12 protein-coding genes are annotated in these 14,692 nt (G+C 61.1%); 3 read left to right on the forward strand and 9 right to left on the reverse strand.

Annotation, left to right across the window (positions count from 1 at the left end; all coding sequences use genetic code 11):
• Positions 1 to 17: 17 nt before the first annotated feature.
• From J7447_RS20240 to J7447_RS20260, 5 genes are all read right to left on the reverse strand, one after another.
• Positions 18 to 1,142, reverse strand: a complete 1,125-nt coding sequence (locus J7447_RS20240) for an FAD-binding oxidoreductase (protein WP_209170720.1) — start codon at positions 1,140 to 1,142, stop codon at positions 18 to 20.
• A 39-nt stretch (positions 1,143 to 1,181) separates the two neighbouring features.
• A complete protein-coding gene (locus J7447_RS20245; RefSeq protein ID WP_209170721.1) occupies positions 1,182 to 2,708 on the reverse strand; it encodes a YifB family Mg chelatase-like AAA ATPase in 1,527 nt (508 codons plus the stop codon).
• 87 nt (positions 2,709 to 2,795) lie between these two features.
• Positions 2,796 to 3,056: a hypothetical protein gene (locus J7447_RS20250; protein ID WP_023002373.1), complete on the reverse strand. Its 261-nt coding sequence runs from the start codon at positions 3,054 to 3,056 to the stop codon at positions 2,796 to 2,798.
• A gap of 82 nt (positions 3,057 to 3,138) precedes the next feature.
• Complete coding sequence (locus J7447_RS20255) at positions 3,139 to 4,287, reverse strand: MFS transporter (RefSeq protein ID WP_209170722.1); 1,149 nt, start codon at positions 4,285 to 4,287, stop codon at positions 3,139 to 3,141.
• 7 nt (positions 4,288 to 4,294) lie between these two features.
• Positions 4,295 to 5,335 (reverse strand): hypothetical protein, encoded by a 1,041-nt coding sequence (locus J7447_RS20260; protein WP_055660346.1) that lies wholly within the window; start codon positions 5,333 to 5,335, stop codon positions 4,295 to 4,297.
• Between the two features lie 162 nt (positions 5,336 to 5,497).
• Here J7447_RS20260 and J7447_RS20265 point away from each other — a divergent pair, with 162 nt between their 5' ends.
• Entirely contained in the window at positions 5,498 to 6,406 is a 909-nt protein-coding gene (locus J7447_RS20265) for a LysR family transcriptional regulator (protein WP_023002376.1), read from the forward strand.
• A 12-nt stretch (positions 6,407 to 6,418) separates the two neighbouring features.
• On the opposite strand, the gene J7447_RS20270 is transcribed toward J7447_RS20265, so the two are convergent.
• Positions 6,419 to 7,294, reverse strand: a complete 876-nt coding sequence (locus J7447_RS20270) for a LysR family transcriptional regulator (protein ID WP_209170723.1) — start codon at positions 7,292 to 7,294, stop codon at positions 6,419 to 6,421.
• A 39-nt stretch (positions 7,295 to 7,333) separates the two neighbouring features.
• On the opposite strand from J7447_RS20270, the gene J7447_RS20275 reads away from it, so the two are divergent.
• Positions 7,334 to 8,305 (forward strand): nitronate monooxygenase, encoded by a 972-nt coding sequence (locus tag J7447_RS20275; RefSeq protein WP_209170724.1) that lies wholly within the window; start codon positions 7,334 to 7,336, stop codon positions 8,303 to 8,305.
• A gap of 342 nt (positions 8,306 to 8,647) precedes the next feature.
• On the forward strand, positions 8,648 to 9,787 hold the full coding sequence (locus tag J7447_RS20280) for a PepSY-associated TM helix domain-containing protein (RefSeq protein WP_209170725.1): 1,140 nt from the start codon (positions 8,648 to 8,650) through the stop codon (positions 9,785 to 9,787).
• Positions 9,788 to 9,920: 133 nt separating this feature from the next.
• On the opposite strand, the gene polA is transcribed toward J7447_RS20280, so the two are convergent.
• The 3 genes from polA to J7447_RS20295 all read right to left on the reverse strand — a co-directional run bounded on the left by polA (position 9,921) and on the right by J7447_RS20295 (position 14,629).
• The gene (polA, locus tag J7447_RS20285) at positions 9,921 to 12,911 is read right to left on the reverse strand and encodes a DNA polymerase I (RefSeq protein WP_286189394.1); all 2,991 of its coding nucleotides are present in this window, start codon (positions 12,909 to 12,911) and stop codon (positions 9,921 to 9,923) included.
• 55 nt (positions 12,912 to 12,966) lie between these two features.
• Positions 12,967 to 13,998, reverse strand: a complete 1,032-nt coding sequence (locus J7447_RS20290; protein ID WP_209170727.1) for an acyltransferase family protein — start codon at positions 13,996 to 13,998, stop codon at positions 12,967 to 12,969.
• A gap of 118 nt (positions 13,999 to 14,116) precedes the next feature.
• Positions 14,117 to 14,629, reverse strand: a complete 513-nt coding sequence (locus tag J7447_RS20295) for an FxsA family protein (RefSeq protein ID WP_209170728.1) — start codon at positions 14,627 to 14,629, stop codon at positions 14,117 to 14,119.
• Positions 14,630 to 14,692: the final 63 nt, after the last annotated feature.

Consider the following 14,692-nt stretch of genomic DNA (forward strand, 5'->3'; position numbering starts at 1 on the left):
TTGTCAAATGAAGAAGATCAGGCCTGCAGGAACCGTCCGGGTGCAAGCTGGTCCAGTGTGATACCGCAGGCGGACAGATCACCCGGCAGGTCCCGACCGGCAACGAGGGCCGCCAGTGACCTGCCCATTGCCGGGGATGTCAGAACCCCGCATCCGCCCTGGCCTGCGCTGACAAAATACCCCGGATGATCGGGAAATCCGCCGCAGACCGGGTTTCGGTCAGGCGCAAACGTGCGCAGTCCTGCCCAGCTTGCGGATGGACGCGGCACGGCCAGCTCGGTGTCGATGCCGATATGTTGGATCGCCTCTGCAAGTCGAAGATCATCTGCATAAACCTCTCCCGGAGAAACAGGATCGGCCTCTGCCGGTGACGCCGTGAAGCCGTGCGGCTGCGGATGGACGTACCAGGTGTAATCAGCCGTCGTGACATGTGGCCAGACACCGGCGTCCTGACGGTGAAGCGGAAACGTGAAGGCCGAACGGCGAAAGGCCTTGAGGCCAAGCGCCGGGACACCGGCAAGATCCGCAATCCGGTCCGCCCAGGCCCCGGCCGCATTGACCAGAACGGGCGCCGCCACCGTCTGGTCTCCGGCCGTCACCTGCCATGTGTCGGCAATCCGCCGGATGGAAGTGACCTCCGCCTTGCAGACGAAGCGAGCGCCATTGGCAGCAGCCGCCTTGCGATAGGATTGAAGCAGCAGATCGACATCGATATCCATCGCATCTGCTTCGAAAACTCCCCCATGAACCCGTTCCGGCCGGAGGGCCGGAAACAGGGCCAAAGCCTCTTGTCTGTCAACAAACCTGCAGTCCGACCCGGCCTCCTGCAGCCTTGCCATCAGCCTGTCCAGAACATGCCGATGCTCCTCACGCCCAACCGTCAGGCAGCCGCGGGGCACGACAAGCGTCTGCTCGCAAAATCCCGGCGGCGGCACCTGAAAGAACGCACGGCTTGCCGCGGCCAGCGCGCGCATTGTATTGGCGGAAATGCCGGCCGTGAATTGCCCTGCCGTGCGGGCTGAAGACTGCGTTGCCAGTGCCGGCTCGCGCTCCAGAAGCGTTACTTGCGCAAACTCGGACAGAAAACAGGCCGCGCTCAGCCCGGCAACACCGCCGCCGATGATGATGACGTCTGCTGTCATTGCGTCAGACAATCCCTCGCGGTGTCACGATCAACGCTTTCACGCCGCCTTGCGGGACATGTCTTCGCCGCGATAACTCAAGGCCTCCGCCAGGTGAATGCGGCCAACCTGATCCGCACCGTCCAGATCGGCCAGCGTGCGGGCGAGTTTGAGGACGCGGTGATATCCGCGTGCGCTCAGGGCAAGACGCTCGGCAACATCGCGCAGGAAAGCGAGCCCCTTGTCATCTGGCCGTGTCATGGTTTCGACAATCGATGCAGGCGCCTGGGCATTAGTGCGGCAGGCAAGGCCAAGTTCCAGGAAGCGCGCTGCCTGGATGCTGCGCGCTTCAGCGACCCGAGCAGCCACGACGGCGGACGGCTCGCTGGCCGCGGGGCCGATCAGGTCTGCCGCCGTAACGGCCGGAACATCGATCCTGACGTCGATCCGGTCAAGCAGCGGTCCGGATACCCGGGCCTGATAGTCGGTGACGCAGCGCTCGCCCCGGCGGCACTGGTGGCCCGGCTCGCCCGCATGGCCGCAGCGGCAGGGATTCATGGCTGCCACAAGCTGGATGCGGGCCGGATAGGTGACCCGGTGGTTCGCGCGGGCGATCACCGCTTCGCCCGATTCCAGCGGCTGGCGCAGACTGTCGAGAACCTGCGGATTGAACTCGGGAAGCTCGTCGAGGAATAACACTCCGTTATGGGCGAGCGAGACCTCACCGGGCCGGGCGCGCATCCCGCCACCGACAAGGGCGGCCATGGAGGCGGAGTGATGCGGCGCGCGGAAGGGACGTCGATCGGTCAATTTGCCTTCGGCCAACTCGCCCGCGAGCGAGGCGATCATGGACACTTCCAGAAGCTCGCGCGGGGTCAGGGCCGGCAGGATGGACGGCAGGCGCTGCGCCAGCATGGATTTGCCGGAGCCGGGAGGACCGGTCATCAGCAGGTTGTGCCCGCCGGCAGCGGCGATCTCCAGCGCCCGTCTGGCGCTTTCCTGTCCCTTGACCTCCGCAAGGTCCGGCAGCACACCGGCATTTCCGCGCAGCCGGGCCACCGGCCGGGAGAGCACCTGTGTTCCCTTGAAGTGATTGGCGAGCTGGATCAGCGAGCGGGGCGCGAGAATGTCCATGTCTGCGTCGGCCCAGGCGGCCTCGCCGCCGCTGGCTTCCGGGCAGATGAGGCCCTTGCCGATGCCGTTGGCACCCATGGCGGCCGGCAGGACACCGGCAACAGGCGCAAGCGTGCCGTCGAGACCAAGCTCGCCCAGAACAACGTATCTTTCCAGAAATTCAGCCGGTATTGCGCCGATGGCGACCATAACGCCCAGCGCGATCGGCAGATCGTAATGCGAGCCTTCCTTGGGCAGGTCGGCAGGGGCGAGATTGACTGTGACGCGTTTGGCCGGCAGGGCCAGGCCTGAAGCGGCAAGCGCCGCGCGAACTCGTTCCCGACTTTCTGCAACGGCCTTGTCCGGCAGGCCGACGATGGTGAAGGCAACCATGCCCGGCCCGACATGTACCTGCACGTCTACCGGAACTGCCTCGATGCCCCGAAACGCGACCGTCGTGATCCGGCTGACCATATTCACCTCTACTTACAGATGCAGGTCAACGAAGCATATGTCGATAAAAGACGCAAGAACAAATATGGAACAGACGAGGTCTGCCGGTCAGGATACCAGCACGCGCAGCTTGCTTCCGCTGGCAACAGTGAAGTTGGCGCGGGTCAGAACAGCATCCAGATAAGCGGGCACCTTAAAGTCTTCACTCGGCTGCAAACCGTTGGTTTCCAGCCAGTCGGACACAAGTTCAAGGAGCCGGTCGGGGTCTTTTTCATAGAGGGCCCGACATAGCTCCATGTCGAGCTTGGCCCCGGCGGTGTTGGCGGCGGTGAGTATCATCGATCCAATCGCATTCTGTTCATCAATCATAGCGTGCTGCCAACATGCTTGCAATTTCCGGGAAAGGCCAGCACATAGCGGTTATGTGGGCGTTGGCCACCATAACCCGCTGTTATGGTCTGACCCCTTCGGTCTGCCTTCCGGCCGCAAAGCCCGCCAGGCCGCAGCACAGAAGCCCGGCTGCGAAGAAAAGCGCCGAATGGCCGACAACCGGAATGAGAAAGCCGCTCAGCACGGGCCCGACCCCCTGCCCCAGGGAAATCAGGAAGAAGGTAAAGCCGAACCCGATGGACGGTGCCTGCCGGAACAGCCTCATGCTCCACATGCCGAAAAGGGCGGTCATCACGATGAAACCGACGCCGAAACAGGCCGCTGACACGTAGATCCCGAGTCTTGTTTCCACAAGCAGCGGCAGAGTGCCGATTGCGGTCCCGACCAGAACCGCCAGGACACGATAGGCAGCCCGCAAACCCCAGCGATCGACAAGACCACCGGCGAAACAGCCGGTAACGCCCGAAATGCCCAACACGATCCAGAACAGGATTGCGTCTCGTGGATTGCCCGTCAGCATGGTCAGGAGTTCGACGGCATAGGTCCAGTAGACGGCGGTGACGATGCCGAAAAGAAATGCCGCGACAAACAGTCCGCGCGCTGTCCGATCCATAAGGATCCAGACGGAAACCCTGGGACGGGCATGTTCCAGATGCACGCTGCGCCTGGGCAAGGTGGCTGCGTTCCAGATCGTTACACTGAAGGCGATAACCGCGAAAACCAGCCAGGCGAGCCGCCAGTCACCACCGGCGAAGAGTGCCAGCGGCCCGGCAAAGGCAACGCCGAAACCGGTGCCGGAGTTGATCCAGGCATAGACGCTGTTCTGCCGGCTGAGTTCCGTATGACGCACGATGACATCGGAAAAAGGCGGATAGGAAAGGCCCGGGCTTGCACCTGCAACGAAGACGCCAAGCGCCAGTATGAACGGTGTCTGTGCCAGGGCGATCATGGCCATGCCTGTTGTGGCGGCGAGGCCGCCAAGCAGGATCGGCAAGCGCGGTTCGAACACCGTCGACAGCCAGGAACCGACGAAAGTCGCCGCCAGATAGCCCAGATAGGACAGACCGGCGATCAGGCCGACCGTTTCCGGCGAAAGCGCGAATTCCTGACGGATTTCCGGCAGGAACAGGCCAAAACAATAACGTGCCAGTCCGTAGGTAACAGCGACGATGGCCAGGCCCGCGGCAGTAAGACCGCGGGTCTGTGCCAAGGTCATCTCAAACCCGGCGGGAGAGCTGGAAGTGAAGTGTCTGGTCATCCGTGTAGCTCTCGCCGAATATTTCGAAATGGCCACCCTCCTGCCGGTACGAGCGATACTGATCGCGCGTGAGTTTCAGGCAGAAGTTGGAAACATGCAAGTTTCTTCCGCTGATTGAATGCGCGAATTCCTCGGCCAGAATGGCCACTTGCGCACTCTGGCCATCTTCGAACACGACGGGCAGCAAAAAAAAGCGATTCAGCGTCGGCAAACTGCGGTCCACCGCCCGTTCGAACGCGATGCGCGAAAACCGCTGCATGGCCGGGTGGGCGTAAAAACCGGAGATCTTGTCGGTCTGTTCGATGGTGTAGAGCTGGCTTTCGGACAGCAGCAGGTCTCCTGGCCGGGTAATGTCCCGCAGCCAGCCGTTGACCACTGCCGGATCGTCATTGCCTTCCTGAAAACCGAGCATTGTCACGAGGGCGGGCGGCGCACCGTCTTCGATCATGTCTTCCAGGCGGCAGGCCTCGAAAGGCGCGGTGACAAACTCAAGTGGAGTGTCCGGCAGGATCGCCGCGAGGGCTGCCCGCATCGGCGCAGCCGACATCGGGTTGATGTCGACGGCGATATAACGATCTATGATGACGCCCAGGCCCTGCAGTGTCTTGAGAATGAACCCGGTCTTGACCGGCTCCGGACCCAGTTCGACATACACCAGCCGCTCGCCTGCAAGCTCGGTTGCAATCCGCCCGCAGCTTTCTTCCAGCGCCGCCCGAAAAGACCTGCCGTCTTCATGAATTCGGCCAAGCGTGTCCGATGCGATGCCGGTCTCGTTCAGCTGGCGCATCAGCTGAAACACCTCGTCCAGAGGACCGGTTGCGGTCTCCGAACTGCCTTCGTTTGTGTATTTCACCCGGTTGTCCTGGGTCAGGATCGTATCGAGACTGAATTCCGTGTGGCAGGCAATTGCCCTGTGAACTCTTTGTTGCAGCGAAAGGGGGCCGGTCGTCTGGTGATCTGGCCCATGCTCCGGCTGGCCATAGGAAAGCGCTAAAGTCATGGCGGATACCTGTTTTGACAAAAGAGACTCTCGGATTACGGGATTTTTTACCGACCCTTAAATTTATAATTGAAGCGCCCCATAATGGAACGTTATGCTTGTGTGGCGCTGGACCGGCGGAAAACCGCGTAGGTCGTCTTGCGCTAAAACGGAGGCAGGGACATGACCATAGGCCGTTTTAATATCGAGTTGCTGGAAGCCTTTGTGGCTGTTGCAGAAGCAGGCAACGTCACACATGCGGGATCTCGGTTGAACCGCACACAACCCTGCGTCAGCACTCAGCTGCGGCGTCTGGAGGAACGGGTCGGCAAACCGCTGATCGAGCGCAGTGCCCGCACAATGAACCTCACGCCCGCCGGGCGTATCCTTTATCAACACGCCACGGAAATCCTGCGCTCACACGAGGAAGCCAGGTTGCGCCTGTCTGCGCCGGAACTGACCGGCACGGTGCATGTCGGCCTGCCAGAATGGTATGCGACCGGCCAGCTGCAATCGATTTTCTGCAATTTCGTGCGCATTCACCCCAACGTGAAACTTGAGATGACGGTCGCCGACAGCGCCACACTGCACGAAATGCTGTCCAACAACGAAATCAACCTCGCAATAGCCCTTGTCTCGTCTACCAAGCAGATGCCGGTCGAGATTTTCGAGGAGCCGCTGCACTGGGCGGTTGGCGACAACTGCCCGCTAACCGATCCACTGCCATTGATCATGTTTCCCGAGCCCTGCCCGTTCCGGGAAATCTCCTTCGGTTCGCTCGCCCGCGCAGGACGGCAGTGGTACGAGCGCATTACCACCACCAGCGTTGCCGCCGCCCAGGTGGCCGTTCTGTCGGGCGCGGGCCTTTGCTGCCTGCCGTCGGGAGCCATTCTGGAAGGCTTCAAGATCCTGAAGGAGCAGGATGGTTTTCCGAAGCTTCCGGCAACACAGCTCGCGATCTACACCCAGTCGACAACGCAATCGCCCATCGTCGACTACCTGGAAGAGCATCTCAACGACCTCCTGCAGAACGCCATCGCGCCGCGCTCGGCGCTGGCGGGCAAGATACAGCCGGATTTGCGGGTGGTCTGACGGCCTGAAGCCTCAGGCCCGTTCTGCCAGGATTTCCAGCAGCTTCCTGTGCGCCTCGACTGGTTTGCGGTCGAGGCGCCAGACAAGATAGGTGACGGTTTCGCCAAAAGGCGGCGGGAGCGGGGTCGTCGTCAACTGGTCGGCATTGCGAAAGCCCAGGACAGCGCTTTCCGGAGCAACCGTGAACCCGAGACCGGCCTCCACACAGCCCAGAATTCCTTCCAGCGTGCCCATTTCCGTTACTTCCCTGTCGCTCTGGCCGATACTGCCGAGCCACGCCTGCGCCGCCGCCCTGTAGCTGCAGCCATGGCGAAAGGCCAACAGCGGGCCCTGCTCCGAAGTGGCCGGACCAATGGCGCAGACAAGCTGTTCACTGAAGGCGCGAACCGCCTGAAACCTGGCCTTGTCGACAGGCCCGGCGACAAAGGCGGCATCGATCTTCTGATCCCACACCTTTGACAGCAGGTCTGCGGTCGGGCCGGTCGTCAGGGAAAGCGGTGCTGCGCTTTTGTCCCTCAGACGTTTGAGAAGAGCGGGCAGGCGAACGGCCGCCGTTGTTTCCATGGAGCCGAGCCTGAGCGGCGCACCTGCTCCGGCAGCTTCCATAAGATCACGCTCGGCCGCCGCAAATTGTTGCAGAAGCACGATCGCGCGCGCATGGACCTGTTCACCGAATTCCGTCAGCCGGGCCCCGGCCTTGCTGCGCTGGAAGACCTTCTGGCCGAATTGTTCCTCAAGCCGCCGAATTCGGGAGGTGACGTTCGACTGCACGCAATTCAACGCCTGGGCAGCCCCCGAAAAGGAGCCTGTCTCGGCGACTGCCATCAGTGTTTTCAAAAGCACGATGTCCATACTATCCAAATTAGAGATATCAAATTCCTTCTTCAATCATTTTTCCTGAAATGATTTTCATGGCAGCGTGTCTCCATGAAACCGCTGCTCGATACGCCCTTTACCCGCCGCTTTGCCGTTTCCCATCCGGTCGTGCTGGCGCCGATGGACAGGATTTCGGACGGCCATCTGGCCGCTGAAGTCAGCCGCGCCGGTGGCTTCGGTATTATCGGCGCCGGTTACGGCGACCCGGACTGGATCGACGCTGCCTTCGATGCGGCCGGAAACCAGAGGGTCGGTCTTGGTGTCATCACCTGGAGTCTTTTGAGAAAACCGGCCCTCGTGGATCGGATCCTCGACCGCAATCCGGCGGCCCTGTTCGTTTCCTTCGGTGACGCGCAGCCGATCGTAAAGGCCGCCAGGGAGCGCGGTATTCCCACAATCTGGCAGGTGCAACGGCTGGACCAGGCCGAACAGGCTCTGAAGGCCGGAACGGACGTTCTCGTCGCCCAAGGCCAGGAAGGTGGCGGTCACGGCATGGACCGGGGCCTGTCCGCCCTTCTTCCCGCGGTTCGCGATGCCGCCGGCAAGGAGGCAATCGTGTTGGCGGCCGGCGGGCTTGCGGACGGGCGCGGACTGGCAGCAGCCCTCATGCTGGGCGCGGACGGTGTCATGATGGGGACCCGTTTCTGGGCAAGCGTCGAGGCGAACGGATCGGAAAAGGCCAAGGTTGCCCTGACCAAGGCGCACGGAGACGACACGGCCCGGTCCAGTGTGTTCGACGTTGCTCGCGGTCTTGACTGGCCGTCGCAATTCACAGGACGGGTTGTCCAAAATGCGTTTTCCCGCCCCTGGCTGGAAGATCCTGCAGGCTTGTCCGGCGCGGCTCACAAGATCCAGAAAACCTATGAGGCTGCCGATCCGGACGACTATTCCGTTCGCGCCCTGATTGCCGGAGAATCCCTCGATCTTGTGAAAACCGTTCAACCGGCGGCAAGGATCGTGGAGAACACTGTTCGAGAGGCGGCAGCGCTTCTTGCTCGCGCCCCGGATTTCGTCATCGGGTGAATTCGCACCGCGTCCTCAAGACCTCCCTGTCACCCGCTCCCGTCACTATCGAAGCCTTTTCCGTCCAGCCGGTGGTGCGGCAAATTGTATGCGGCTTGGGACACTCCTGAGGGTTTTGGCACCGGGACCTGATGTGGACCCCCGGAAACCCTGGGCTTTTGAGCTGCTGACGGAAATCACCAAGCGCCCGGTTCTTCGCCGTGGCGACAACTGGTTACAAATTCTCGGCCAAACACCCTGCTGTTGCCTTTGACGCAGCGAGATCTTCGGCTTAGGCCTGTTGAAGCCGGTGGAGGAGGACCCGGCAACCGTCAAATCCGGTCTGAAACGGGCAGCAGCACCATGTCTTTCAAACGCATCATTTTCTGGGCGCATCTCGTCGTCGGGGTCGCCTTCGGTCTCGTTATCCTCCTGATGTCAGCCACCGGCGTGGTCCTGACCTACGAGCGCCAGATCATCTCCTACATGGAAAGCCGCGCAGTCGTAAAACCGGCCGATGCGCAGCTCCTCTCTGTCGACGAACTGGCAACTGCCGTTCTGGCCAACGGCGGCCAACCCGGCAATTCGCTGGTTCTGCCAAGGCAGGACGGCGCCCCGGCCACACTTTCGGTCAGCCGCCGCGAGAACCATTTGCTCAACCCTTATACCGGAGAGCGGATCGACAATGCCGCGGAGGGCACAAAATCCTTCTTTGGCACGGTGACCGCGCTGCACCGCTGGTTTGCCCTTACAGGTGAAAACCGCAGCCTTGGGCGGGCCGTGACCGGTGCTGCCAATCTCGGCTTCCTGTTCATTCTGGTGTCCGGAATTTATCTCTGGTGGCCGAAGAAATGGACCTGGCGGATCGTCAAACTGAACCTTCTCTTCCGTAGAAACCTGCCGACCGCGAAGGCACGCGACTACAACTGGCACCATGTCTTCGGCATCTGGTCGCTCGTACCGCTGTTTGCCGTTGTGGTCTCCGGCGTCGTCATTTCCTATCCCTGGGCCAGCAACATGGTGGCCGCCGTCTTCGGGCCGGTTTCGCCCGCAGCTACCGGTCACGCTGCCGGTGAAGAACGCCAGGGTCAGAACCGCGCTCAGGGTGAAGCCGTCAGCCTGCAGGCCATTGCCGACACGCTGAAACAAGCCCAACCGGACTGGCAGACACTTTCGGTCAAATTGCCCAACGGACAGGCTGCACGCGTGGTGATGACCGTCGATACAGGCAACGGCACCCAGCTTTCCCGCCAGACGACCTATACGGTCTCCAGGGTTTCTGGTGAGGTGCTGGGCGTCAGTGGCGCTGAAGACCAGCCGGCAGGCCGGCGCGCCAGGGTCTTCCTGAGATTTCTGCACACCGGCGAGGTCTATGGCTTCATCGGCCAAACGCTCGCGGGGCTTGCCTCGCTGGCGTCGGTGTTTCTCTTCTACACAGGCTTTGCGCTTGCCTATCGCCGGCTGATCCAGCCGCTTTTCCGGCGCCGCGCTCAGCAGGCCTGAGGCCTGCTCTCTTGTCGGGACTGAGGCACCCAGAGTAAATCGCGTTTTGTCAGCATCGCTTTTCGCAGTCTGAAATCAGAGATTTCAACGCAAAAAGCGATGCAGGATTTTTTCAGCTTAAACACAATGCGCTCTAATGCGCTTCGTCCCAATTGTCGGCGGCGCGGGCATCGACCTGAAGCGGCACGGAAAGTTTCAGCGCCGGATCGCAGGCATTTTCCATCACGTCCCTGATCACCGGAATGGTTGCTTCCACCTGCGCGTCCGGCACTTCGAAGATCAGTTCGTCATGCACCTGCAGCAGCATCTGCGCATCCAGCTTTGAGCCTTCCAGCCGGTTTTCCATACGCACCATCGCCCGGCGCAGGATATCCGCGGCAGACCCCTGGATCGGGGCGTTGATGGCGGCGCGTTCATAGAAGGCGCGCATGTTCGGGTTCTTGGTGTTCACTTCCGGATAATGCGCCTTGCGGCCGAAGATCGTGGTCACGTAGCCGTTCGCATGAACCTGCTTCTTGATCGCTTCCATGTAGTCCTTGATGCCCGGGAAACGCTCGAAATAGGTCTTGATATAGTCGCCCGCTTCGCCGCGCGAGATGCCGAGCTGGTTGGCGAGGCCGAATGCGGAAATGCCGTAGATGATGCCGAAGTTGATCGCCTTGGCCCGGCGGCGGACCATCGGGTCCATGCCTTCGATCGGTGTGCCGAACATTTCGCTTGCCGTCATGGCGTGAATGTCCAGCCCGTCGTCGAACGCCTTCTTCAACTGAGGAATATCGGCCATATGCGCCAGGACGCGCAGCTCGATCTGGCTGTAGTCGGCCGAGATCAGCTTGTGACCCTTTTCGGCGATGAAGGCCTTGCGGATCTTGCGGCCTTCCTCGGTCCGGACCGGAATGTTCTGCAGGTTCGGTTCAGACGAGGACAGACGCCCGGTGGTGGTCGCCGCCAGCGCGTAGGATGTGTGCACACGCCCCGTTTCCGGATTGATGTAACCGGGCAGGGCGTCGGTGTAGGTTGATTTCAGCTTGGAGAGCTGGCGCCAGGAGACGATCCGCGACGGCAGTTCGTGCCCTTCCGCGGCCAGATCTTCCAGAACCTGCGCCGAGGTCGACCAGGCGCCGGTCTTTGTCTTCTTGCCGCCGGGAAGACCCATCTTGCCGAACAGGATATCACCAAGCTGCTTGGGCGAACCGATGTTGAAGCTTTCACCGGCCAGCTCGTAAATCTCGGCTTCCTTGCCCGCCATGCCTTGCGCGAATTCACCCGAAAGACGCGACAGCATCTGCCGGTCGACGGAGATGCCCCGCTTTTCCATGCGCGCAAGCACCGGCACCATCGGCCGTTCCAGCGTCTCGTAGGCGGTTGCCATATGCTCGGAAGCGAGCCTCGGCTTCAGGATCAGCCAGAGACGAAGCGTCACATCGGCGTCTTCCGCCGCATAGGCGGTTGCCTTGTCGATGGCGACCTTGTCGAAGGTGATCATCGACTTGCCGGAGCCGCAGATTTCCTTGAACGGGATCGGCTTGTGATCGAGCCAGCGCTCGGACAGTTCGTCCATGCCGTTGCCGCCCTTGCCGGCATCGACCGTGTAGGACAGCAGCATCGTGTCGTCGTAAGGCGTAATGTCGACACCGTACCGTGTCATCACCAGCCAGTCGTACTTGAGGTTCTGCGCGATCTTGAGAACCGAACGGTCCTCCAGCATCGGCTTCAGCACTTCCAGCGCGTCTTTCAGCGGGATCTGGCCTTCGACAAGACCGCCACCGCCAAGAAGATCACCCTCGCCGTCGACGTGGCCAAGCGGCACATAACAGGCCTTGCCGGGCTCGGTGGACAGCGAAACACCGACAAGCTCTGCCTGCATGGCGTCCAGCGATGTCGTTTCGGTGTCGAAGGCGACGTAGCCCTTTTCAAAGGCCGCGTCGCACCATTCCTTCAAGCGGTCGAGGCTGGTGACGGTTTCATAGGCGCTGCTGTCGACCGGGATCGCCCGGATCGTCTGGGCGCGTGCATCGGCAACCGTCTGCGGTACCAGAAGGCCGGAATTGTCCGGATCGGCGTCGCCCGGGGTTTTTGCAGCTTCCGAACCTGCGCTGTCACTGCCGGCTGCGCGCTCCATCATCCGGCCCTTGTGGTCCGGAACATCCCATCCCGGAACCTTGAGGTCCGATGCATCGACCGTATCCAGATCGGCACCGGTCACATCCGCAACGCGCCGGGTGAGGGTGGTGAACCCCATCGCCTTCAGGAATCCGAGCGCCTTGGGTCCGTCAACATCGGTTACCGACAATTCGCCCACCGGCACCTTGACCGGCACATCCTGCTTGAGAGTGACGAGCTGCCTGGAAATTCGCGCCTGATCGGCAAATTCGATCAGGTTTTCCCGGCGCTTGTTCTGTTTGATCGTGTCGGCCTTGGCGAGCAGCGTTTCCAGATCGCCGAATTCGTTGATCAAAAGGGCCGCGGTCTTCAGGCCGATACCCGGCACGCCGGGCACGTTATCGACGCTGTCGCCCGCCAGCGATTGCACCTCGATGACCTTGTCGGGACCGACGCCGAATTTCTCGAACACCTCGGCTTCGCCGAAGGTCTTGTTCTTCATGGTGTCGATCATGCCCACCTTCGGGCCGATCAACTGCATCAGGTCCTTGTCGCCTGAAACGATGGTGACGCGCGCACCCTGTTCGGCAGCCTCACGGGCATAGGTCGCGATCAGGTCGTCCGCCTCGAAGCCTTCCTGCTCGATGCAGTGAACCGAAAAGGCGCGTGTCGCTTCGCGGATAAGGCCGAACTGCGGCACCAGATCTTCCGGCGGGTCCGGCCGGTGGGCCTTGTATTCCGGATAAATCTCGTTCCGGAACGTCTGCGCGGAATGGTCGAAAATCACCGCGAAATGGGTGGGCTCGTCGCCTTCCTCCGGTGTCAGGCCTTCCTGCAGCAGCTTCCACAGCATGTTGCAGAAGCCAGAAACCGCCCCGACAGGAAGCCCGTCCGGCTTGCGCGTCAGCGGTGGCAGCGCGTGATAGGCGCGAAAAATGAACGTGGACCCGTCGACCAGGATGAGATGGTCATCGGCGGTGAGGGCGGAGGAGGTGCTTTGCGTCGACATGGCGCGGATCATGCCCGCAGGCCGTTCTGGAGAAAAGTCCTAAAGTTAAAAATTCCAAGCTTGCCGATCACTCAGCTGCCTGTGCCTGACGTTTCCCGCCAAAGGTTCCGCTGAGATAGGCCCAGGCGGGCCTGCGGAACAGGAACCAGCCGATGTTCGTGCGGCGGATCAGCCAGAACAGGATTATCGGACTGACCGACGCCACCAGCGTCACGATCAACGACGTTGTGCCGATATCAAGGATGCCCAGCTTCAGCAGAATCACCCGCGTCACGCCCATGGGGAAGAAGAAGGCGAGATAGATGACGATCGAGTTTTCGCCGAAATGCTGCAGGAAACCGAGCCGGCCCCATTTCACGATCAACGCGCTGGTGAGGATGATGGCACCTGCACCGGCCGCGCCAAGAACAAGGGCAATGACCGGCAGATGCGCCCAGCCGGCATAGACCAGCGTGCCGTTCACCAGGCCCCAGACCAGCAGACACGCGAGACTGATCCCGATCCGCTCGCGCGCCCAGTCGGCCAGGGCAAAGATCTGCGGAGCAAAAACGAAGCCGGCATAGAAGAAAACGAAACGGGCCGCGAATTCATCGACCAGAAGCCAGCCGGTGTGGATCGGCGCGATCTGCAGAAGTGCGCCGACGGCCAGAACCAGTTGCCACGGCACACCCTTGTCGTGGGCGACCTTCGACACGACGAAGAAGACCGGCAGCATGTAGATGAACCACAAGGTACCGAAGGGCTCGATGAAACTCAGGAAATAGAGTTCCACTGTTGCGCGAACGCTGGTTTCCTCGATGAAGACGGGCGCCTTCACCAGAAACTGGATCGTCATCCACAGCACATAAAAGTAGGCAAAGTGGACGACCTTGCGATCAAGATAGAGTTTCCAGTCGCGGGTAATGACGTTCGACAGGAACAGGCCCGAGATCAGGAAAAAATCCGGCATGCGGAAGGGGGCTGCAAAGGCGACGACCACATGCATCCAGCCTGTCTGGCCAGCGGCGGCTTCCACGCCGAGCACCGAATGCATCATCACGACGAAGATGATGCAGATGCCCTTGGCGGTATCCACCCAATCTACACGGCTGGCGCTCATTCTGCCGCTGCCTGCTCCGCTTCAGTCCGGTTTCGGGTCCAATTCAGGGCAAACATAACCTTGACTGGTAAATTATACGCATACACCAGCAGTCACGTTTTAGTGAGCGTTTGGGAAATCAGGACTTCGCGTTGTCCGAGCCATCCTGCCAGGGGCTGAGCTTCGGCTGGCCGGAGCCACCACCCGTGCCGCTGCTTTTCTCGCTCCAGTCGGCTTCATCCAGATCGACGACGCCATCATCCGGACGGCGCATGCCGCCGCCTCCCTCGACGATAACGACGTTCGATCGGGCAATGATGAACCGTGCCAGCGCTTCGCGCACCGGGGGTATGAACAGGAGTAGGCCGATGGCATCCGTGACGAAACCCGGGATCAGCAGCAGAATGCTGGCAAGAACGATCATTGCACCCTGCATCACCTCGTTTCCGGGTGTGCGGCCGGCATCCAGCTCCGTTTGCATGCGCATCAGCAGTGACAGGCCCTGCTGGCGCAGCATCACTGTCCCGGCCAACGCGGTGATCACCGTCAGCAGGATTGTCGGGAACACACCGATCAAGCCTCCCACCCAGATGAACATCGCAATCTCGATCAGGGGCAGAAGAAGAATTGCGGCAATGATATAAAGTCCCACGGGAGCTCCATCGTCTGATAAGCTATTCGGACCTAAGGTAGACATTCACTCGCAAAAATGCGA

Source organism: Labrenzia sp. R5_0 (assembly GCF_017743835.1).
Lineage (GTDB): Bacteria > Pseudomonadota > Alphaproteobacteria > Rhizobiales > Stappiaceae > Roseibium > Roseibium algicola.